Below are 22,112 nucleotides of genomic sequence, written 5' to 3'. Positions count from 1 at the left end.
TTTCTCTGTGCTAACCCTCCATTAAGGTGCGAAGCGGAAGCTGCTCTTTATTGATGGGCGTCTTGATAACGATATAGCTGAAGTACTTTTCAATGCCAATTTCGTCCTCGATAAGTGCCTCCATCACGCGTTGATAATGGGCAATACTGCGGGTGATAAAACGCAGTAAATAGTCATAGCCACCGCTGATGAGATGGCACTCCATGACTTCATCAACCTGACGAATTTTTTGTTCAAAGCGTAGAAAATCTTCCCGGTGGTGATCCGACAGGGTGACCTCCGTAAAGACGGTAACGCTTTCCATCATTTTCGATAGATTGAGTCGGGCTTGAAACGAAGTGATATAGCCAGCGGCTTCTAGTCGCTTGACTCGCTGTAGGCAGGGGCTGGGCGATAGCCCGACAGCATCGGCCAAATGGACGTTGGTCATCCGTCCATCTGCTTGAAGCTGAACAAGAATATTTATGTCGATACGATCAAGACGAACGCTAGCCACCATGTAAAGTCCTTTACTTATTAGGGGGCGGTGGAAGTCGCCCCGCGGTTTTTGACTAATACCTTTGTCTAAAGCAATTCTCCGCGTAGAGCAAGCTGGTGTTGATAAATAAAATCACTTAGCGAGATAAATGACTGCGTTTGGGGCTGCTCGGCTTTGGCACTGCGCGTGATACGGCAGTGCCCGCCTCGGCTATTCACTGATGGGGGGCCAGCCGTTAAGAGCAGAACCTGGCTATCCGCCTCCATCTCCCGCAGCTTGGCACGCGCGGCCACAAAGCTGCCGGTGGTGAGCCGCTCACTACCGGAAAGGCCAATGCGCTGATTAAAAGCAAAGAACTCCTGCTCATTCAGGGAAGTGACTACTCTGAGCTGATAGAACTTGCGCAGGTAGTGGATAGCGCCAGGGGCATCTTCATAAAGCGATCCAAAGCCCAGCGAACTGGCGAATTCAATTCCTTGTTGCCAATCTGCCTCCAGCCCCCAACTGCTCGCCAGGGCGCGATAGACCGTGCAGTGGGCAGAAACGGCGCCCATCTGCTCATCCGTCAACTCGTGCAGCGCATGCACATAGTCTGCTAATACCTGCTCCTGTGGTGGCGGGTTGGGCAGCATCGCTAACAGTGGCGTTAGGCCCCGCACAATGTCTCTATCCCGATCAATCAGCACGCCATGGGCATCCATGCATAGCGTCGTATAGTCAGTCAATGGCATGATGTCCTGCTCTCCCGGCGTTGGCGATTAACAAGCATTAGTGCGTGGCGTTGGATAGCGCGTCGTCCAAAATCTCTAGTGCTTCGTCGGTTTGCTGGTCGCTGGTAGTCAGCGGTGCCAGAAAGCGGATCACATTGCGGTATACACCGCACTTAATCACCAGCAAACCCGCTTCACGACAGTGATCAATGACCTGTTGCACTAGCGCAGCGTCTTCAGGTGTTACCCGTGGGCCCTTGAGAAGCTCGATAGCAAGCATCGGGCCTTGCCCACGTACCTCGGCAATCACAGGATGTTTGGCTTGCAGCCGACGCAGCCCTGTTTCCAGGCGTTTTCCCATGGCGATACCACGCTCAAGCAGTTGCTCGTCTGCAAAAATATCTAGCACCGCCAGTGCTGCCGCGCAGCTCAGCGCGCTGCCCCCATAGGTGCCGCCGAGCCCACCCGGCGCGGGAGCTTGCATGATCTCAGTGCGCCCAACCACGCCTGAAATCGGCAAGCCTCCGCCCAGGCTTTTAGCAACAGTGACAAGGTCAGGCTGAATATTGCTGTGTTCAAAGCCAAACATCTTGCCCGTGCGCCCGAAGCCGGTCTGAATCTCATCGGCGATCAGCACGATGCCGTGGCGTTCGGTTAAAGCGCGAAGCGCCTGCATAAACGCGACTGGGGCAGGAAGAAAACCGCCATCACCCTGAACGGGCTCAATCAGGATAGCGGCAACCTGGTCGGGGACGACTTCAGTGGCGAACAGCGTATCCAGCTCGGCAAGCACATCCTCACTGCTAACACCCCGCAGCGCATCCGGGTAGCTAACGTGGTGAATAGCGGGGGCAAAAGGGCCAAAGTTTTGCCGATAGGGCTGGCTCATGCCGGTTAGCGTGGTGCCCAGCAGCGTGCGTCCATGAAAGCCACCGCGAAAGGCAATCACGTTGGGGCGTCCCGTGTGGGAACGGGCAATTTTGATGGCGTTTTCCACTGCTTCAGCGCCGGAGGTAAAGAGCACGCTTTGGTAGGCGTTGTCACCACCGACCAACTGAGCCAGCTGGCTAGCCAGTTTTATATAGCCTGGGTAGGCCGCCACCTGGAAACTCATGTGGGAAATACGTTCCACTTGGGCCTGAACCGCAGCAACGACGCGGGGGTGATTGTGGCCTACGTTGAGTACGCCGATCCCGCCGACAAAATCCAGATAGCGTTGGCCATCCGCGTCGAAGACTTCGCTACCGCGAGCATGGGAAATGACAATAGGATGGGCATTGACCACACCGCGGGGAATGCACTGCTCCCGCTGGCGTAGCATTGAGTGAGAAGGGTGGGCATCGGTATTCATCTGCGGGCTCCTTAAACATTGTCGCGATATAGTCACTATGGTCATGTTGTGGTGTGTTGGCGCTGTCTTTAGAACGTGGAGAGCGAACGCCAACACCCATACGTTTTTGAGCTTACCGCTGTTAGCAAACCAGATACGCTTGGCATGGCGTCAGCAACCGCGTAATCCTTCGTATTGTCTAGCTTGTGCAGCATGATTCACTGTCATGGGGGAGCGCAGTGTAATCTGCGCCTTAATCGTCGATTTAGACGCACCGCTTCGCTCCACAGCCGCCAAAACGGTATCCGCTGCCTCTCAAACCACCGTAGGATGACGTTTTAGCTAAGGAGACGCTGCTATGGCACTGCTGTATAAATCTGACCCGGTGCGCGGCGCCCGGTGGAAAGAACTTTTTGCCCAATACGCGCCGGATATTGAGTTCCGCCAATGGCCCGATATGGGTGACCCGGACGAGATCCGCTACTTGCTAGCGTGGATGCCCCCGGAGAACATAATGGCGTGCCTGCCGTCCCTTGAGGTGCTGTTTGCCACTTCCGCGGGTGTCGATCAGTTTGAGTTTGACGCACTGCCTCCAGAGCTGCCGGTCGTGCGGATGCTCGACCCTGCCATTGAGCGCGGAATGATTGAGTACGCCACCTTTGCAACGCTATGGCTGCACCGCAGGATGGGTGATTATGCGCGCCAGCAGCGCGAGGGGCAGTGGCAAGCGCATATGCTTGTGCCCACCGAAAAGCGGCGTATCGGGATTCTTGGCTTAGGCCAGTTGGGATGCGCTATTGCCACCCATCTAGCTGGTTACGGTTTTGACGTGAGCGGGTGGGCGCGTTCGCCACGAGAGCTGGCTAATGTTCACTGTCATAGTGGTGAGGAAGCGCTGGATGGGTTTCTGGCCTCAAGCGATATTGTGATCTGCGTGCTGCCACTGACCGACGCCACCCGAGGAATCCTCAACGCAGACCTATTTGCGCGTATGCCTAAAGGTGCGGCCTTGATCAATATTGGCCGTGGTGAGCACTTGGTTGAACACGACCTGACGCAAGCCCTCGACGACGGGCAGTTGAGTGCGGTGGTATTGGATGTGTTGAGCGAAGAACCACCCGCCGACGATCACCCCTTCTGGCAAGACGAGCGGATTTTGCTGACGCCCCACGTGGCCGCGATGACACAGCCCGATAGCGCTTTCCCTGTCCTGCTTGACAACCTGCGTCGTTATCAACGCGGTGAACCAATGGTTGGCCGTGTCGATCTGCAGCGTGGTTACTAGAATAGCGTTTCCCCTCTCGCTCGCTCTGAGTAACGGCGAGCGAGTGGGGTATGTTGGCGTTCGTTAAGTCCGTGTTAGTTCAGCCCGCCCATATGAAACGCTTTCTCTTCCAGGTACTCATCCAGCCCCTGGCGGGCACCTTCACGGCCCAGCCCCGACTGTTTCATGCCACCAAACGGCGCGACTTCCATGGAAATGGAGCCGGTGTTGAGGCCGACCATGCCGAACTCCAGCGCTTCGCCGACCCGCCAGGCCCGGCGTACGCTTTCGGTGAAGAAGTAAGCGGCTAGCCCAAAGGGCGTCGCGTTGGCAATACGAATAGCGTCTTCTTCGTGCTCAAATTGCATAATGGGGGCGACGGGGCCAAAGGTCTCTTCCTGGGTGACCAGCATGGCTTCGGTTACCTTGGTGAGCAGTACCGGCGCCACAAAGCGATCCTGACCACTGGGGACATCGCCGAGCACCCGTTCAGCACCGTGGGACAAGGCATCATCGAGATGGCGGGCGACTTTGCTCACCGCCTGGTCATTGATCAATGGCCCGATGGTTGTGCCTTCCTCCATCCCATCGCCACAGCGTAACGCCTTGATTTCGGTCGCCAAGCGGGCGACAAAGCGGTCATGAATGCCGGATTGAACCAGGATGCGGTTAGCGCAAACACAGGTTTGGCCCGCGTTGCGGAACTTGCTCGCCATAGCCCCGGCCACCGCCAGTTCCAGGTCGGCATCGTCAAACACGATCAGCGGGGCATTACCGCCCAACTCCAGGCTGAGGCGCTTGATATCGTCGGCACTCTGGCGCATCAGCAGGCTGCCCACCCGGGTTGAGCCGGTGAAGGAGAGTTTGCGCACGGTGGGGTTGGAGGTCAGCTCACCGCCAATCCCTTCAGGCAGCCCGGTGACGATATTCACCACCCCGGGGGGGAAACCCGCACGCTCTGCAAGCACTGCCAAGGCCAGTGCTGACAGCGGCGTCAGCTCCGACGGTTTGATGACAATCGGGCATCCGGCCGCCAGCGCGGGCGCGCACTTGCGGGTAATCATGGCGATGGGGAAGTTCCAGGGGGTAATCGCACCACACACGCCCACTGGCTGTTTGAGGATCACAATTCGGCGATCCGCGGTGGGGGAGGGGATGGTCTCGCCATAGGCGCGGCGTGCCTCTTCCGCAAACCACTTTATAAAACTTGCGCCGTACTGAACCTCTCCTCGTGATTCGGCCAGCGGCTTCCCCTGTTCAAGGGTCATCAATACCGCCAGGTCCTCACTGTTTTCCAGTATCAGCGCATGCCAGCGCTCCAGCAGTGCTGCGCGCGCTGCCGCTGTTTGCGCACGCCAGGCGGGCCACGCCGCTTCGGCGGCCTCGATTGCCCGGCGGGTCTCGTTGGCACCCATGCTGGGTATGCTAGCCAGCGCTTCGCCGGTGGCGGGGTTGGTGACGGTCAGCGTGGCCGCATCGTCGGCGTCGCACCATTGTGCGTTGATAAAGGCCTGCTCACGTAGCAGGTTACGGTCATTGAGGGGCAGCGTCGGCATGCTTTTCTCCTTGTCATTAATAGGGCTAGTGATTAAACGGGCGCGGTTGAGGGCTGCGTATGGGTCGACCATTGGCACCCCTCCAGCCAGCCAGGCTGTAGTTCAGGCACTGAGCCGATCAGCTTGCGGGTGTAGTCGTGCTGTGGCTGGTTGAGCACCGTGCTGCAGGGGCCGAACTCCACACATTCCCCCTGGTAAAGCACCATGACGTCGTCGCACAGCGAGCGCACCGTCGAGATATCGTGGCTGATAAACAGGTAGGCAACGCCCAGTTCACGGCGCAGTTCGGCCAGCAGCTCGAGAATTGCAGCGCCCACTACGGTATCTAACGCCGAGGTCACTTCGTCGCAGAGGATCAGGTCGGGTTCCGCGGCCAGCGCCCGGGCGAGGTTGACGCGCTGCTTCTGGCCACCCGATAGCCCGCTGGGCTTGCGGTCGAGCAACGTGCGCGGCAGTTTGACCAAGTCCATCAACTCTTCAACCCGACGCTGACGGGCATCGCGGCTCATCTGAAAATAGGTTTCCAGTGGCCGATTGAGCAGCCGCCTAACCGAGTGGGCCGGGTTTAGCGCATTGTCGGCGCTCTGAAAAACGATCTGGATACGCCGAAACTGGTCGGGTATGCGGCCACGCAGCGTCGGCGGTAGCTCACGGCAATTGAACTGAACTTCCCCCCGTGACGGTGCCACCAGGCCAGCGACTGCCCGGGCAAGCGTTGACTTGCCTGACCCGGATTCACCAATCACGCCTAACGCCTGGCCGCGATCAATGCGCAGTTGGATATGATCCAGCACGACATTATTCGGCAGCCCATTGCGATCACAGCGCCCGTAGCCCACTTGCAGATCATCAATGCGCAACAATTCGTCGCCGCTTGCCGGAAGGCCGGTGGGCACGCGGGTCTCCGGTCGCGCCGCCGCCAATAAGCTACGCGTGTAGGCATGGCCTGGATTGTCCAGGATTTGCCCAATGGGCCCTTGCTCCTGCTCCTCCCCGGCCTGTAGCACCAGCACGTGATCGGCAATCTGCGCCACCACGGCGAGGTCGTGAGAGACATACAGCGCCGTGGTACCCCGCTCGCGCATAACGCGCTTGAAGGCCCGCAGCACATCGACCTGAGTGGTCACATCCAATGCCGTGGTCGGTTCATCCAGAATCACCAGGGCGGGATCGGTAATCAAGGCCATGGCGGCCATAAGGCGCTGTAGCTGGCCCCCGGAGACCTGGTGGGGGTATCGGTCGCCGATATGTTCTGGGTCGGGCAGGGCCAGCTCGCCAAACAGCTGAATGGCTTTCTGCTGAGCTTGCTGTCGATCCATAACGCCATGGATAAGCGCGCCTTCGATGACTTGGTCCATCAGGCGGCGCGAGGGGTTGAAGGCGGCCGCAGCGCTTTGGGCAATGTAGGTCACCCGGTGGCCGCGCAACGCGCGGGTTTCCACCGCAGAGAGGGTGAGTATGTCGGTCTCTCCCAGCTGCACGCTGCCCCCGGCGATCCGGCAGCCGAGCCGGGCGTAGCCCATCATGGCCAGCGCAATGGTGGTCTTGCCTGAACCGGATTCACCGATTAGTGCCATCACTTCGCCTGGCTTGAGCGCGAAATTGATCTGGCTGACGATCGTGCGCTCCTCCTCACCAGGCGGGGTCGCACAGATATCAAGATCGCGTACGATCAGCGATTCACCTTGCATGGCATCACTCCTTCTGGTTATCGCGGCTGTTCGAGAGGCTGTCGATCAACAGGTTGGCACCGACGGTTAATGAGCCAATCGCCAAGGCCGGGGCAATCACTGCCAACGCACCCTGGCTAAGACCACCGATGTTTTCACGCACCAGGGAGCCTAGGTCGGCGACCGGCGGTTGCACGCCTAAGCCCAGAAAGCTCATGCCGCTGAGCAGCAGTACGATAAACACAAAGCGCATGCCCATATCGGTGAGCACGGGCTGGATCATATTGGGAAAAATTTCCACGGCGGCGATATACAGCCGTCCTTCTCCCCGAGTACGAGCGACCTGCACGTACTCCAGGGTGGCGAGATTTTTGGCCAAGCTATGGGCAATGCGAAAAGAGCCCGGCGCATAGCTGAGCACTGCCGCCAGGATAAGCAGAGGAATAGAGGTGCCAAAGGCGGAGACCATCACCAGGGCCATCATTTTGCTGGGAATCGAGATGAGCGTGTCGAATATCCGCCGAACGCTCTCCTCGAGCCAGCGGGGTAGGAGCACCGTTAACATGCCAAAGCCCGCCCCAACCAGAGTTGACAGCAGCGCGGCCACTAACGCCAGCCCCACGGTATAGCGCGCCCCAGTGAGCATGCGGCTGAGCATATCGCGGCCCATATAGTCGGTGCCCAGCAGGTGTGCCGAACTTGCCCCGCCGTATATTTGGTCAGAGACAAAAGCCCCCATGGGATAGGGCGCTAACAGTGGCCCAAACAGTGCCACTAACAGCCAAAAGCTGAACAAGCTCAGGCCAATCCAGCGGGTGAGTTGCCACCCTGAACGGTTGCGCTGTTTTGGCACTGCTATTGGCAGGCGGCTTCTTGGCGAGACATAGGGATGACGGTTGCTCTTGCTAGCGGGCATTGTCTTGGTGTCGTTCATCGGTTTCGCAGCCTCGGGTTAGAGAGGATCGCGCATAGATCAGCCAGCATGACCAGCAGCAGATAAGCGCCGCAAAAGATCATGGCGCAGGCCTGTACCAGGGCGAGATCCCGGTTGGAAACCGCATCGACCATTAAGCTGGCGATGCCTGGATAGTTGAAGATGGTTTCGACAATGATGACCCCGCCCAGTAGATAAGAGAGGCTCAGGGCCACCGCATTGGCAATCGGGCCGACGGCGTTAGGCAGCGCGTGGCGCAGTACGCGACGCATGGGCGGAACGCCTTTGAGACGCGCCATCTCCACATAAGCGCTGTCGAGCTGATCGATTAAGGCCGCCCGTGTCATACGTGCCATTTGGGCAATTAATACGCTGCACAGGGTGAGCACCGGCATGGCGTAAACTTTCATAAAGGCGCCGAAACTGTCGACGGTGGAGACATAGGAGAGTGCCGGTAACCAGCCGAGTTGCACGGCGAAAATCAGCACCGCCAGGGTGGCGACCAGAAACTCGGGTACCGCCACCATCGACAGGGTGATCAGGTTCAGGGTGCGGTCAAGCACCCCACCCCGGCGCATGGCGGCGGCGATACCCATAGTCAGCGCCACAGGGACAGAGATAGCGGTGGTAATCGCGGCTAGCAGTAACGAATTGGGGAGCCGGTCATTGACCAGCTGTATGACATCCACACCATTGCTGGCGGAGCGGCCCAGGTCGCCGGTGGCAAAGCCACTCAGCCACTGCCAGTAGCGCAGCAAGGGCGGCTGATTAAGGCCTAGCTGGGCACGCAGCGCCTCCACCTGTTCCGGGGTGGCAAACTGCCCCAGCACCTGCTGGGCGGTATCGCCTGGCAGCAGTGAGGTAATCGCAAAGATCACCAGCGATACCAGCAGCAGGGTAATAAGACTGGAGGCCAAGCGACCTAGCACCAGTCCAAAGAGAGAGTCGCGCATCTTTCTTCTCCGGCTCAAGGGCCATGTTGATCATCACCAGGGTAGAAATTAAACGTCCTGGTGATGATGTCCATGGCCTGTGATCACAGTAGGGAGAGCAGGAATTAGCCTTTCCACCAGATATGCTCGGCGAACATATAGCCCATGAAGCTGCCCAGGGGGACGGTGCGATCCATCCCGCCAATGCGCCCATCAAAGCCTTCGATGCTGCTTAGGAAGACGGGGATGCCGATGCCGCCCTCTTCATGAATCATGGTCTGCATATCGGCATACATCTGCTTGCGGGTGGCCTCATCGGGTTCACCTCGGGAGGCAATCACCAGTTGATCGAACTGCTCGTTCTGCCAGCCGGATTCGTTCCAGGCAGCGCTGGAGAGAAAGAACTGGGAGAGCAAAATATTCGCCGTGGGGCGCGGGTTGATATTGCCGAACCCAAGTGGGTGCTTCATCCAGTGGTTCGACCAGTAGCCGTCGGAGGGAACCCGGTTGATATTCAGGTTGAGCCCTGCCTGTGCCGCGGACTGCTGGAGTAGCACGGCCATATCTTCCGACGAGGAAGCCGCAGGCGACGCCACCAGCGGTACTGTTGCTCCACTAACCCCCGCCTTGGCAAGCAAGGAGGCGGCCCGCTCCGGGTCGTACTCGCGCTGGGGTAACCCATCGAAGTAGTAGGGGGAACTGGAGATAATCGGCTGGTCGTTGGCGATCTCGCCATAGCCGCGCAGGGCGACGCGTTTGATCTGCTCGCGGTCGAAGAGGTACTTCATCGCCTCGCGGAATTCGGGGCGACTGGTGGGCTGTTGGTCAAAGCGCATGACCAGGTCGGTGTAGTTACCGGCGTTCGTCGCTTTTACCTGATAGCCGTCACTGGTTTTCAAGCGCTCTGCGGAGTTGCCACTGACTTCATTGATCATCTGCACATCGCCAGAGAGCAGTGCATTGACCCGTGACGATTCGTCGCTAATCCCCACCACCTCGATGGAATCCAGGTAGGGATAGCCATCGCGCCAGTAGTTCTCATTCCGAACGCCGATCGAACGCACGCCGGGGGTAAACTCTTGACACTTAAAGGCGCCGGTACCCAGCCCTTTCGAGAAGTCGGTGGTTCCATCGGCCACAATCACTAGGTGCGAAACGGCCAGGATAGAGGGCAACTCGATATTGGGCGAGGAGAGGTTGAACTCGACACGCTGATCATCCAGGGCCCTGATACTGTCGATTTGCTCGACCATGGAGGCGACCTTTGAACCCGTCGCCGGATCCTGATGGCGCATGATCGAAAAGATCACATCCTGGGGTGTCAATGGTTTGCCATCGTGGAAGGTAACGCCGCGCCGCAGGGTAAAGATCCAGTGGCTGCCGTTATCGGTATTCTCAAACGACTCCGCCAGGCAGGGCTGGGGCGTCAGATCTTCATCGTATTGGGTTAGGCCGTTATAAAACATGTAGGCGCGGACATAGTCGATCGCCGTCGCCCCTAAGGCGGGATCCAGGGTGTCTTTCGTGGACGCCGAGTGTGCCGCGACGCGAATACTGCCGCCGTACTGGGGGGTTGCGCTTTCGCTGTCCGCCGCCCAGGCTGAAGAGAAACCGGGAAAGGCGCCAGACGCGGCGGCAAAGACACCCGCCGCGCCAATAACTTTCATGGCCTCGCGTCGAGACAGCCCGCGCTGCATGGCGTTGTAAACCTGCATGCTTTGTTCGGGAGAAACAAACAGTTCATTAGGATTTTTTTCACGTGTCATAAGCCTTCTCCTTACTGCGATTAAGTGTTTTTGTGAGTCTGGCAGCGCGTGCTTAGTTTTTTATAGCCATTTCTGTTAGTGGCTGTTTTTTATTAATAGCTGTTTTGGTTAGTCGCTCTCTTGGTGAGTCTTGTTTGCAATGTGTGGGCTAGGATGGTGGCTTAATGCAATCGATCCTGTAGTCGGTACCAACTGCCCACCAGGGGTAAAAACCACGGTTTGCCAAAATGACCGGGAATCGCTGGCCACTTGGTATCCTGCCAAGGATGGTTTTGGCGGTTGCCAAGCATCACCTCGGCTAACACATGCCCCATATGCACCGACATCTGTACCCCATGGCCGCTATAGCCCATGGCGTAGTACATGCCGTTGTGCTGCCCTGCATGGGGAAACCGGTCTTGGCTCATATCGACCAGCCCGCCCCAGCAATAATCGAGCCGCACTCCTTTTAGTTGGGGAAAAGCCTCTTCCAGGCCGCGGCGCAGTATCTCGCCGCTTTTGGCATCCGATTGACTGCCGGACATGGCAAACCGTGCCCGACCGCCAAACAGCAGCCGATTATCGGCGGTAAGCCGGAAGTAGTGGCCGACAATGCGGCTAGTGACATAAGAGCGCCGCTGGGGAAGAAGCTGGGCACACTGCGCTGCTGAAAGAGGCTCGGTGACGACGATAAAACTACCCACCGGTACCAGACGGCGGCGAAACCAGCCCAGCGGGCCTGTTTGCGATGCGCCGGTGGCCAGTAGTATGTTTTCGGCGCGAATATTGCCACTGGGTGTGCCTAATCGATACGCTGATTTCTCACGGGTTAAGCGGGTCATCGGCGTATGCTCAAAAATGTGCGCGCCATGCCTGGCCGCCGCTTCGGCTAAGCCGATGCCAAAGCGGCCCATATGCATTTGGCCACCGTTATGTTGCAGCAGTCCGCCATAATAGAACGGCGAATCGACCTCCTCTCTAACGGCGGTTGCGGAGAGCATCTCTACGTCGCTATCCACGTCACGGCGAATGGCGTCGCAGGTACGCGCGAGCTTGTCGTAGTGCTCCGGTTTAGCCGCCAGCTTCAGCTTGCCGTGGTGCAGGTAGTCGCAGTCGATCGCCTCTTCGGCCATCACCTGCTCGACGCTGGAGACGGCATCGGCGTAGGTGGTGTAGTGGGCAATCGCGCGCTCGCGGCCAAGCTGTTCGACCAGACTGGCGTAGTCTTGGGCCACGCCGGTGTTGCACTGGCCGCCGTTGCGCCCTGAAGCTTCACCAATGAGTTGGCCTGCCTCCAGTAGCGCTACACGGGCACCGCCCCAGGCTAGCGTGCGGGCAGCCGATAGCCCGGTAAAACCACCGCCCACCACCGCAACATCGTAGTGCTCTTGGGTGAATGCCTGCTGGCCCCCGGTAAAGGGAGGCGCTGTGGACAGCCAATAGGAGTTGAGTTGCATGGGCGGCTCCTGCGCGGTGGGCGAAACGGTCAGTTTAGAGACCGACTAACGCGGGCAAGTCGCGGATATCGTTAATCTTTGTCGCCCCGTAGCCGTCGCAATAGGGCTCGTGGTTGCGCGCCACAAACGCCTTGTTCTTGATGCCCATCAGGTGAGCTGAAATAAGGTCATAGCGGAAGCTCGATGAGACGTGCAGCAGCTCTTCGGGGTGGCAATCCAGGCTGTCGATCATGGCTTCGAAGGCGGCTAAACGGGGCTTGTAGACTTTGAATGTATCGGCAGTGAAAACCTTGTGAAAGGGCACCTCAAGCTTTTGCACGTTAGCCATGATCTGGCTGTCATCGGCGTTGGAGTAAATCACCAGGGGGATTTTGTCGGCAATTTTTGCCAGCCCCTCAATCACGTCCGGGTGCGGGCCCCAGGTGGGGACGGCCTGGTAATACAACATGCCTTCGTTGTCACGGTACTCGACTCCCCAACGTTTGCAGGTGCGCTCCAGCGCCGCGCAAAGAATCTCAGCGTAGGGCTTCCACTCGCCGAGCACTTCGTCATAACGGTAGGCACCAAAATCTTGTACGAAGCGTTCCATGCGTTCTGAATCAGGGATACGATCGGCAAAAATTTCGCGCGTCATGCGCCCCATCTGGAAGTTGGTGAGTGTGCCGTAACAATCAAAGGTGATGTACTTAGGGCGCATAATCTCGCTCATGTTGTTTGATCCTCTTTTGTCATCATCGTGGTGGTGGGAGAGTTCTTAGCGCAGCCACTCATTTCATTACAGCATTCTCGAGCAGTCGCCAGACGCTGAAAGTACGCGCCTGACTAACACAAACGCGCTTTTTTTTTGGCCCATGCAGCACACAATGCGGCGGCCCATTTACATCATTTCTGGCTGGCGGATACGGCTGCCATCGGAAAAACGTTTGATGTGATAAGGCAGGGGATTAACCACAGGCGAGGAATTGGTGGCTAAATCAGCCGCTAACCGGCCGGCCCCCGGTCCAATGCCAAAGCCATGGCCGCTAAAGCCAGCGGCGACGATAAAGCCGGGGATGGCATCCACCGGGGAGATGATCGGTATCATATCCGGCGTAGTATCGATCATGCCGGCCCAGGCGCGGGCAATATGGACACCTTTGAGCGCCGGGTGCTCGGCCTGCAGGGCAGCCAGGGCAGCACGTGCCTGAGGAATGTCAGGGGTGGGGTCAAGCACGCGCTGGCGCTCAAACGGCGATACCTGATCAAACTGCCAGCTACCCGCCGCTTCTGGCCCGTTAAAGAAAGACGCGCCAATGCGGATTTGCAGCTTTTTGGCTAATTTGCTGCGGTAGGCGGCGTAGAATTTGCTCGCATAGCGAATCCCTTGGGGGCTGATTTCCACCCGGCCAAGCCCTGGCAGCGCCAAGGTGTAGCTGCCATCCAGGCGGCGGCGCAGTGCGACCTTGGGGGTGATCAGACAGCCCGGTGTGATCTCCGGCGCGGCGGTGGTTTGCAGTGCGGTGCCCATGATATTGGCCGAAGGTAGCTCAACGCCGTGGCGACGGCAGAAGCGAGAACTCCAGGCCCCGCCTGCACAGATGACCGTCGAGGCTTTGATCAATCCGTGCTCCGTCCAAACGCCGCCCACACGCCCGTCATGCAGGTCCAGGCCGCGCACCGCACAGTTTTGGTGAAGGTAGGCGCCGTGTTCACGGGCCCCAGTAGCGATGGCCGAGCAGGCCATCGAGGGCTCGGCCTGGGCATCGCTGGGCGACCAGACGCCACCAATGCAGGTTGAGGTAGTGCCAGGCGCCCGCTCACGGGCTTCTTCGGCACTCAACATATGGCTGGTAAAGCCCTGTTCCCGGGCCTGTTGCCCCCACGCCTCCCATTTAGCAAGGCTAGCTTGGCTATCGGTGGTGTAAACAATTCCGTTGCGACGAAACCCCACGTCGCGCCCAATCTCGGTGGAGAACGCTTGCCAACGATCGAGGCTATACATGGCTAGCGGCAGTTCGAACATATCGCGATTCTGCTGGCGTACCCAGCCCCAGTTGCGGCTTGATTGCTCAGCGCCGATAAGCCCCTTCTCCAGCAGCGCCACCGATACCCCTTGGCGAGCCAACTCATAGGCGGCGGTCGTCCCCACAATGCCGCCACCGATAACCACCACATCAACCTGTTCGGGCAGGGCAGGAGAGTCGTGCACGGCGTCTACGTTGATAAACATACTTGCTACCTCTATTTGGTAGATAAAGTAACCATCGAATTCGCTGCGTCACTCACTGGTCGAGATCAATCAGCACGCTTTTATGCTGCAGGCAGGCGTCAAAGGCGGCACGGCCTAGGTCACGGCCTACGCCTGAGCGCTTATAGCCGCCAGTGGGCAGAATGTAGTCGTTGCTGCGGCCGTAACGGTTAACCCATACCGTGCCCGCCGAAAGCCTGCGCACCGTGCGCAGCGCGCGCCCCAGGTCAGCGGTATGAATGCCAGCTGCTAAGCCGTAAACATCGTGTTCGGCCAGCGCTAACGCCTCCTCTTCACTCTCGAAGGTTTGAATGGTCAGCACCGGGCCGAAGATTTCTTCCTCCACGGCGGGATTGTGGCGGTCGTTCGTATGCAGCAGGGTGGGTTGGTAAAAGTGGCCGCCATCATTGCGTTCAAAGCGCTCTCCACCACCCAGCAGTTCAGCACCCGCCTCGCGGGAGCGTGCCACAATGGATTCAATGCGGGTCAACTGGGTAGCGGAAATAATCGGTGAAAACCAACCACCTGTTTGCCAGGTAGGGCCAGGGGTGAGGGCGTTAAAATGCTTGCTCAAGCGCTCAATCATGGGCTCCAACAGTTCGCGTTGGATCAATAGCCGTGAGCCTGCGACGCATACTTGCCCAGCGTTGCCGGTAATCGCCGCAGCGAGGGTTTTAGCGGTGCGATCAATATCCGGGATATCGGCAAACACCAGTTGCGGGCTCTTGCCACCTAGCTCCAGGGTGACCGGCTTGGGTCCGGTTTCTGCACAGGCACCCATGATGGTGCGCCCTGTCACCGTTGAGCCGGTGAAGGTGACCTTGGCCACATAGGGGTGACGGCATAGCGCGTCGCCGGTCACGGGGCCATTGCCTTGAATGACGTTGAATACCCCTGGAGGCATGCCCGCCTTAATGGCTAACTCGGCCAGCCGCACGGCGGTGAAAGGGGTCATCTCGGAGGGTTTGAGCACCACTGTGTTGCCTGCGGCCAAAGCGGGGGCGACCTTCCAGCAGGTCATGCTGAGGGGGAAATTCCACGGCGCTATCGCACCAACGACGCCTAGTGGCTCGGCAATCTGCATACCCAGATGGTCGTGGGCGGTCGCTGCTACCTCGCCGCCGTGCTTGTCGGCGAATTCCGCAAAGAAGCGAATGCCCTCAGCGGTGTAGGGCACATCCCAGGTCCGGGTCTGATCAATCGGCCGGGTGGAGCCGAGGGATTCCAGCGGGGCGAGATAGTCAATATCGGCCTCAATCAGGTCTGCCCAGCGGCGCATGATGCGAGCCCGCTCCCGCGGCGCGCAGCGTGACCAGTCGCCGCGCACAAACGCTTGGTGAGCACTGGTGACGGCATCATCGACGCGATTGGCATCGGCCATGGGTAGTTCGGCATAAACGGCGCCGTCGGAGGGGCGGGATACGCTGAGCGCGCTGGGGTCAGTTACGCGCTGTCCCTGAATAAAGTGCGCACAGGGCAAGGCAATACGGGCAGGATCGAAACTTGGCATGAGAGTCCTTGAAGGTAGTCCAATAGCATTTTCGTTTAGCTACCATCCTAGGTCGGATGCCCCAGCATGGGGTGCTGAGTACAGGGCGTTTGTGCGCAGGTGATGCGCTCACCTATAGCAGTGACGGTTAAATCTGCTGAATTGCACCAAACGCCCTTTTTCGGCGTGGCACAGCGCCTCCCTGAGTGCCAAAGTAGCGGCAAACCGATCATCACCAGCTCAAGGAAAATAGTGCGATGACTGACTCCCCTTCGATGTCTGCTTCTTTAGCTAGCGCTCCCGCCCGCTTTGAACGTGAGAACTTAACGTGGCGAACAATGACCGTTAACGATCTGGAGGCAGCGCATCGCCTGTCGTTCAACCTCGGCTGGCCTCATCGTGTTGACGATTGGCGCCAGATGCTTGAGGTGGGTGAGGGCGTCGTGCTGGAAAGCGTCGACGGTGAACTGGTGGGCACTGGGCTCTGCTTTAATCAAGGGGCTGTGGCCACCCTAGGGCTGGTGGTTATTAGCAACGATTGGCAGGGCCTCGGGCTCGGGCGCGAGATGATGGCACGGCTGATGGCGCTGGCGGGCCCACGAACGCTGATGTTGGTCGCCACGAAAGCGGGCCAGCCGCTGTACCAAAAACTGGGCTTTGAGCAGTGCAATCGTATTTGCCAATACCAAGGAGTGGTCACCGGTGCACCGCCTGCGCCACGTGAGCCGGGTTTACGCGCGATGGCGGCAAGCGATCAGGCGGCACTGCTCGCGCTCTCACCCGACAGCCCGGCTCATGCGGTGGCCGTTCAATCGGCTAATAGAGGAGTGGTGATTGAAAAGGCAGGTGTCATTGAAGGGTTTGCGCTAAAGCGTACCTATGGGCGCGGCGAGCATATTGGCCCCATTCTGGCGCGCAGTGCCGAACAGGCGCAGGCGCTGGTGTTGGCGCTGCTGACGGATGCTGAGGGTGATTTTATACGCATTGATTTAGTCGATCCCGACGACGATAGCTGGCTGACGGTGTTAGGACTCACCTGTGTCGATCAAATCACCCGCATGCGCTGTGGCGAGGCTGTCGAGGAGGGGCCGTTAACGCGCTTTGGCATGCTGACTCAGGCGCTGGGCTAACACGGAGGCAGCTTATGAACGCGAATATCGTGGATGCCGCTAACGCCATCGCCCCCCAGCTTTCTGCCCAGCGACGTGACTTTCATCGCTACCCCGAGCAGGGATGGCTGGAGTTTCGTACCGCCAGCCTTGTGGCTGAACGGCTTAGCCAACTGGGGTTCAGCGTTCAACTGGGGCAAGCAGTGGTGAGTGAGTGCGCGCGTATGGGCGTGCCGGATAAGCAAACGCTAGACGAAGCCTTGGCGCGTGCACGCGCCCAGGGTGCTGTTGAGCGCTGGCTGCCTGCCTTGGAAGGAGGCTTTACCGGCGTGGTGGGCACACTGGATACCCATCGCCCAGGGCCGACCCAGGCATTTCGTTTCGATCTTGATGCATTACCCATCGTTGAGTCCACTGAAGATGATCACCGTCCTTACCAGGAGGGTTTTCACTCGCTCAATCAAGGCTCTATGCATGCCTGCGGTCATGATGGCCATGCCACTATTGGGCTGGGGATGGCGGAACTGCTGTGCCAGTTTTCCAGCCAGCTGTGTGGCAAAATAAAATTGATTTTTCAACCCGCCGAAGAGGGCGTTCGAGGCGCCCAATCCATGGTCGAAGCGGGTGTGGTGGATGACGTTGATAGGCTGGTTGCGACGCACTTGGGGCTCGGCCACGCCAGCGGCCATGTGGTCTGCGCCGCCGATGGCTTTCTGGCCACCACCAAACTGGATGCGTACTTTTCAGGCAAAGCAGCCCATGCAGGCGGGCAGCCTGAGGTGGGCCAAAATGCTTTGCTAGCGGCAGCCCAGGCTGCTCTTGGTTTGCATGCTATTGCCCCCCATAGCCAAGGCGCTGCGCGGATCAATGTTGGTCAACTGCATGCTGGTAGTGGGCGCAATATCATTGCTGATAGCGCGCTGTTAAGGCTGGAAACACGTGGTGCCACCGCGGACATTAACAGCTATGTGGAAAGCCGTGCTTTTGAAGTGCTGAAAGGCGCTGCCACCATGCAGGGCGTTAGCGTCTCGATCGAGCGTGTTGGTGCTGCCAGTGCCTGCGCCGCCAGCCCGGCCCTGGTAGAAAAAGTTGTCTCTTGTCTTACCGATTACCCTGGAATCACCCAATTAGAAGGGCATGATATGACGCCAGCGGGCTCAGAAGATGCCACCTCGCTAATGGCCAGGGTGCTGGAGCGTGGTGGTCAGGCAACCTATATGATCTTTGGCGCCGATCTTGCTGCTGGTCACCACCATCACTGCTTTGACTTTGACGAGTCAGTGATGCCACTGGCAGTCGGTGTGTTGATGCAGGTAGCCCTTAATCCTTGAGAGGATGCGGTTGTTATTTTTTGCTAAAAGCCATATCAAAACACCTCGCTAAGCGTTTATGGCGCTTAGCGAGGTGGCTCTGTGTTGTTGAATAGCGGTGATAGCCAGCCCCCCCTCTTGGCTTAGGCAACCTGTCTTTCAAGCTCGCCTGGAATCAAGAAGCCGCGCAGGATTTTTTCCATTCGCTGCCTTGCGTCAGCATGCTCAAGGTCAAGAAAATGCCCCGCATTGGGCACGACTTCGAATGCACACTTCGGCATATAGTCGTCGGCTATCAGAATGTCTTCTGGTGTTGTGTATTCATCCAATTTGCCATTAACGAAAAGCGTTGGTATCTCAATATTACCCAGCAGTTGCTCATAGTCTGTGTCGTTCATGGAAAGTATTTGCTCGATATGAAAGCAAACCTGTTGAAGTTCCTGATCATCTAACCGTGAGAGGTGCCGGTAATTGATATATTTTAATAAGCGGGGTAAGTATTTTCCTACTTCTTCATTAAGCAGGTTAGCAGCGGTTTTGACATCGCCAATTTGAATATAATGGCGAGCACCATTGATATAGCGCAACATGCCGTCGTTAAGCTGAGTTGAAAATGAGGCTAGCACCGCTCTTTTAATCGATGTGGGGGATTGCGCCAATGCCATCATGGCGGCATAGCCTCCCCAAGAAACGGAAAGTAACGAAGTGGGTTGGTAACGTTCAATCAGGGCTAGGAGGATATTAACTTCATCGTCCTTGGTAATGATACCACCCACAGGGTTATGCGGTTTCGACTGGCCAGCAAAAGGCAAATCAAACAGGATAACGTTTAATCCGTCATTCAAGTATTTGACACAATTGGTAAAAGAGGCTGTGGTGGCTAGCGCGCCGTTGACCATAATAATACTTTCAGTATTTTGTGGCTGTTGGTAGGTTTCTACATGCACGCAATGATTGCCTATCTTTACGAGGTCGGTATTGGCTTTCATGATATTTTCCTTGCAGTAATTGGGTCAGTTAATGCGAGTCTAATGCGTGCATGTCTGAGTAATCGATTCTGAACCTATCAAGTTCATTAGCTGTCACAAGTGTGCAAGTTTTTTAGTATTTCTTTATTTATGTCTACATGATTGTTGAAGGTATTGGCGGCTGTGTATGTAGGATATTGCTGATAGTATTTGTAAGAGATTCGCTATACTTATGTAAGAAATTGCTTATAAGTAACTTTTTAATACGCAGTTGTTAATTAATGTGTAGTCGGGTGGTGTTTGGATTAATTCGCGTAGTTAAATATGACTGATGAGTATTGCGGGGAATTAAAGATAACCCCCTCACCTATTTCTGGTGAGGGGGTTATGGGAACTTGCTCAGTACGCAACGCAGAAACGCTGATTGATATGGTGTGAGTTTTCCAGCTCATCGATCATGGCGATGGCGTAATCCTGCACGGAAATACGGCTATTACCTTCGCTATCAGTGAGTAGCGTATCGGTGCCCAGCCGGAAGTTACCCGTGCGTTCACCGGGGAAAATCTCAGCAGCGGGGGAGAGAAATGTCCACGCTTGAGCCGTTTGTGCGCGCAGAGTTTCAAGGGCTGTTTGCGCCCCTTCCGCCGTGGCTCGGTACTCTGCTGGAAAACCCGGTGCATCTAACAAAAGCTTACCCGGTGCTACCTCGAGCGTTGCTGCGCCACCCACTATCAGTAGCCTAGGAACAGAGGCGTGTTGAGTGGCGGCCAAAATCGAATTAAAGCCTTTGAGGTAGTAGTCGTAAACATCCTCCTGGGCATGGCCGCTAAAGGCGCTGATAACGGCCTCGACACCGCGTAGCTGCTCGGCCAGTGCATCGGTGTTTAACACATCGCTTTTAACGCTAACGACATTTTCCTGCGGCGCCACCCGTTCAGGGCGAGTCACTAACGCCGTCACATGATGGCCCCGGGAGAGCGCCTCGGTTAATAGGGCGGAACCGATAAATCCGCTAGCGCCAATCAGTGCAATCTTCATCGTAGTACTCCTTCAGTGGGTAGAGGCTGCATTGTCGGACGCTTTATTGATTTGAAAAATAGCGATGAACGTAATTTACTGTTGTCGATTTCATAACAATCGGGCGCTATATGACCACCGCCAGCGAGTTCGATTTAAACGGTTTGCCGATCTTTGTCGCCCTGGTGGAAGCCGGTAGCTTTACCAAGGCGGCGGAGCGGCTAGGCTGCACGAAAACCCGGGTAAGCCTGCAAATTCGCCAGTTGGAAACGCGCCTGGGTGTAACGCTGTTCCTCCGCACCACGCGGCGGGTTCAGCTCACCCAGGCAGGAGAGGCGCTCTACCATCAATGCCATCCACTGTTAACAGACCTACAGGGGGTGCTTGCCAGCGCAGTAAGTGACACCCAACAGTTGCACGGCGAGTTGCGTATCACGGCCCCTGAAGATTACGCCGCCGGGATGTTGAGCGAAGCGGTGGTAGCGTTTAGCCGTTTGCACCCGGCGCTGCATATAGAGCTACGTAGCGGCGACCAGATAAGCGATATGGTCCAGGACGGTATCGATTTAGCGTTTCGTTTAGGCTGGTTAAAAGACTCCACGCTGCGTGCTCGTCGACTAGGCGCTTTTCAGCAACAGGTGGTGGCCGCGCCTGATTACTTGAAACGCCACGGCACGCCCGTGCATCCCAAGGCGCTGGAAGGCCATGCATGGATCGCCTTTACACCGTTAAGAGCGCCACTAACCTGGACTTTTCAGCGCCGGGATGAGCAGTGTGAGGTGCAAATGAGCGCGGGGTTGGCAGCCAACTCAACGGTGAGTTTAGTCGCGCTGATGGTCGCTGGCGGTGGTCTCTCAGTATTGCCGGATATTACCGCGGCACCTGAGATAGCCGCCGGACGTTTAGTGCGCGTATTGGGCGAGTGGGCGTTACCGGAAGGCGGTGTTTATGCGGTTTACCCGCCAGGGCGGCACGTAACCGCCAAAGCGCGCGCATTTATGAGCTTTTTTGACGCATGGCTGCAAAGAGAGCCCTAACGCGGTGCTGCACTCAGCTCGGTGTCGCCTCCATAGGTAAGATTGGTTTCCCAGCTTTCGCTACTAACGGCAATCGCCGCCTGAACGCCTGCGCTATCGCCTGCTTTGAAAGCGGTATAAATAGCTTTGTGGTCTTTGAGTGCGGTTTCCGGTAATGACCGCATGGAGGTTTCCAACGCTGCTTCAATGAGCTGCAGCAGTGTTTCACCGACGCGAATAGTCATGGGGTTATGGGTACTGTGCAAAATGGCGCGATGGAAGGCGATATCGTGCTGAGAGGTTTGTGCACCTGAGCGGATCGCCTCTTCCATGGCGTCGATACTTTGCTGAATGCGTTGATGATCCTCTGCTGTCGCGCTACCCATCGCTTGCAGGGTATACGCCGGTTCAAACATCAGGCGGAACTCCAGCACGTCCCGCGTCATGCCTCGCGCCAAGATCATTCCAAATGCCATCGGGTCGACGAGTGGCGTGCCTGGTTCGCGGCGAATCATGGTGCCCTGGCCGCGTTTGACTTCCACAATGCCAATGGCTTGCAGCATTTTGATGGCTTCACGCACGCTCGATTTGCCAATCCCCAAACTGTGGGTCAATTCAGTTTCTGAAGGTAGATAATCCCCTGGTTTGAGGTCTCCACGTATCAAGGCGCTTTTAATGCGCTCTAGCAGTTGCAGCGCAACGGAGCTGCGCTCCATCGAATCCCCAAAAGACGTTGTAGTGGTCGAGGTAATCTCGGGCTGGCGTTTAAAACTCATGGGGGCCTCGCGTGGCTCATCGGTGTTTTTTGCATCCTATCAATGCCATAAGCCTAGCGGCTTAAGACATCTGATGGCATATATTTAAAAGTAATTTGTTTATTTTGTTTCGGTTTATATGCCC

Annotated in this window: 19 protein-coding genes; 4 read left to right on the top strand and 15 right to left on the bottom strand. The window is 57.3% G+C overall.

The features are described from left to right. Positions 1 to 10: 10 nt before the first annotated feature. From U738_RS13010 to gabT, 3 genes are all read right to left on the bottom strand, one after another. Positions 11 to 499 (bottom strand): Lrp/AsnC family transcriptional regulator, encoded by a 489-nt coding sequence (locus U738_RS13010; RefSeq protein ID WP_035581182.1) that lies wholly within the window; start codon positions 497 to 499, stop codon positions 11 to 13. 65 nt (positions 500 to 564) lie between these two features. After that, on the bottom strand, positions 565 to 1,209 hold the full coding sequence (locus tag U738_RS22695) for a hypothetical protein (RefSeq protein WP_051912773.1): 645 nt from the start codon (positions 1,207 to 1,209) through the stop codon (positions 565 to 567). Positions 1,210 to 1,246: 37 nt separating this feature from the next. Further along, positions 1,247 to 2,539, bottom strand: a complete 1,293-nt coding sequence (gene gabT, locus U738_RS13000; protein ID WP_035581180.1) for a 4-aminobutyrate--2-oxoglutarate transaminase — start codon at positions 2,537 to 2,539, stop codon at positions 1,247 to 1,249. Between the two features lie 337 nt (positions 2,540 to 2,876). On the opposite strand from gabT, the gene U738_RS12995 reads away from it, so the two are divergent. Then, positions 2,877 to 3,803, top strand: a complete 927-nt coding sequence (locus U738_RS12995; RefSeq protein ID WP_035581178.1) for a 2-hydroxyacid dehydrogenase — start codon at positions 2,877 to 2,879, stop codon at positions 3,801 to 3,803. Positions 3,804 to 3,877: 74 nt separating this feature from the next. Here U738_RS12995 and U738_RS12990 read toward each other — a convergent pair whose 3' ends face one another. The 9 genes from U738_RS12990 to U738_RS12950 all read right to left on the bottom strand — a co-directional run bounded on the left by U738_RS12990 (position 3,878) and on the right by U738_RS12950 (position 15,813). Further along, positions 3,878 to 5,338 (bottom strand): NAD-dependent succinate-semialdehyde dehydrogenase, encoded by a 1,461-nt coding sequence (locus tag U738_RS12990; RefSeq protein ID WP_035581176.1) that lies wholly within the window; start codon positions 5,336 to 5,338, stop codon positions 3,878 to 3,880. Positions 5,339 to 5,370: 32 nt separating this feature from the next. Continuing rightward, a complete protein-coding gene (locus tag U738_RS12985) occupies positions 5,371 to 7,029 on the bottom strand; it encodes an ABC transporter ATP-binding protein (RefSeq protein ID WP_050713013.1) in 1,659 nt (552 codons plus the stop codon). Positions 7,030 to 7,033: 4 nt separating this feature from the next. Next, on the bottom strand, positions 7,034 to 7,942 hold the full coding sequence (locus U738_RS12980) for an ABC transporter permease (RefSeq protein WP_081899099.1): 909 nt from the start codon (positions 7,940 to 7,942) through the stop codon (positions 7,034 to 7,036). Beyond that, positions 7,939 to 8,895: an ABC transporter permease gene (locus U738_RS12975; protein WP_035581174.1), complete on the bottom strand. Its 957-nt coding sequence runs from the start codon at positions 8,893 to 8,895 to the stop codon at positions 7,939 to 7,941. The genes U738_RS12980 and U738_RS12975 overlap by 4 nt, the downstream gene beginning before the upstream one ends. A 104-nt stretch (positions 8,896 to 8,999) precedes the next feature. Continuing rightward, complete coding sequence (locus tag U738_RS12970) at positions 9,000 to 10,640, bottom strand: ABC transporter substrate-binding protein (RefSeq protein ID WP_035581172.1); 1,641 nt, start codon at positions 10,638 to 10,640, stop codon at positions 9,000 to 9,002. A 161-nt stretch (positions 10,641 to 10,801) separates the two neighbouring features. Then, positions 10,802 to 12,076: an NAD(P)/FAD-dependent oxidoreductase gene (locus U738_RS12965; protein ID WP_035581170.1), complete on the bottom strand. Its 1,275-nt coding sequence runs from the start codon at positions 12,074 to 12,076 to the stop codon at positions 10,802 to 10,804. A 34-nt stretch (positions 12,077 to 12,110) separates the two neighbouring features. Then, entirely contained in the window at positions 12,111 to 12,785 is a 675-nt protein-coding gene (locus tag U738_RS12960) for a haloacid dehalogenase type II (RefSeq protein ID WP_035581169.1), read from the bottom strand. Between the two features lie 168 nt (positions 12,786 to 12,953). Then, positions 12,954 to 14,285, bottom strand: coding sequence for an NAD(P)/FAD-dependent oxidoreductase (locus U738_RS12955; RefSeq protein WP_035581167.1), 1,332 nt, complete (start codon positions 14,283 to 14,285; stop codon positions 12,954 to 12,956). Between the two features lie 52 nt (positions 14,286 to 14,337). Beyond that, positions 14,338 to 15,813: an aldehyde dehydrogenase family protein gene (locus tag U738_RS12950; protein ID WP_035581165.1), complete on the bottom strand. Its 1,476-nt coding sequence runs from the start codon at positions 15,811 to 15,813 to the stop codon at positions 14,338 to 14,340. Positions 15,814 to 16,049: 236 nt separating this feature from the next. Here U738_RS12950 and U738_RS12945 point away from each other — a divergent pair, with 236 nt between their 5' ends. Next, on the top strand, positions 16,050 to 16,922 hold the full coding sequence (locus U738_RS12945; protein ID WP_051912772.1) for a GNAT family N-acetyltransferase: 873 nt from the start codon (positions 16,050 to 16,052) through the stop codon (positions 16,920 to 16,922). A 14-nt stretch (positions 16,923 to 16,936) separates the two neighbouring features. Then, positions 16,937 to 18,232 (top strand): amidohydrolase, encoded by a 1,296-nt coding sequence (locus tag U738_RS12940; protein WP_035581163.1) that lies wholly within the window; start codon positions 16,937 to 16,939, stop codon positions 18,230 to 18,232. Positions 18,233 to 18,354: 122 nt separating this feature from the next. On the opposite strand, the gene U738_RS12935 is transcribed toward U738_RS12940, so the two are convergent. Together U738_RS12935 and U738_RS12930 are read right to left on the bottom strand one after the other, a co-directional pair. Continuing rightward, positions 18,355 to 19,200 (bottom strand): alpha/beta fold hydrolase, encoded by an 846-nt coding sequence (locus tag U738_RS12935; protein WP_035581160.1) that lies wholly within the window; start codon positions 19,198 to 19,200, stop codon positions 18,355 to 18,357. Positions 19,201 to 19,578: 378 nt separating this feature from the next. Further along, positions 19,579 to 20,217 carry an NAD(P)-dependent oxidoreductase gene (locus tag U738_RS12930; RefSeq protein ID WP_035581158.1) on the bottom strand — a complete coding sequence of 213 codons (639 nt, stop codon included), beginning with the start codon at positions 20,215 to 20,217 and terminating at the stop codon, positions 19,579 to 19,581. A gap of 110 nt (positions 20,218 to 20,327) precedes the next feature. Between U738_RS12930 and U738_RS12925 the strand changes: the two genes are divergently transcribed. Continuing rightward, positions 20,328 to 21,233: a LysR family transcriptional regulator gene (locus U738_RS12925; RefSeq protein ID WP_035581156.1), complete on the top strand. Its 906-nt coding sequence runs from the start codon at positions 20,328 to 20,330 to the stop codon at positions 21,231 to 21,233. Here U738_RS12925 and U738_RS12920 read toward each other — a convergent pair. Then, on the bottom strand, positions 21,230 to 21,988 hold the full coding sequence (locus U738_RS12920; protein WP_035581154.1) for a FadR/GntR family transcriptional regulator: 759 nt from the start codon (positions 21,986 to 21,988) through the stop codon (positions 21,230 to 21,232). The two genes, U738_RS12925 and U738_RS12920, sit on opposite strands and share 4 nt — an antisense overlap. Positions 21,989 to 22,112: the final 124 nt, after the last annotated feature.

This window comes from Halomonas sp. TG39a (assembly GCF_000744395.1).
GTDB lineage: Bacteria > Pseudomonadota > Gammaproteobacteria > Pseudomonadales > Halomonadaceae > Vreelandella > Vreelandella ventosae_B.
This window is presented reverse-complemented; position numbering and strand designations above follow the sequence as displayed.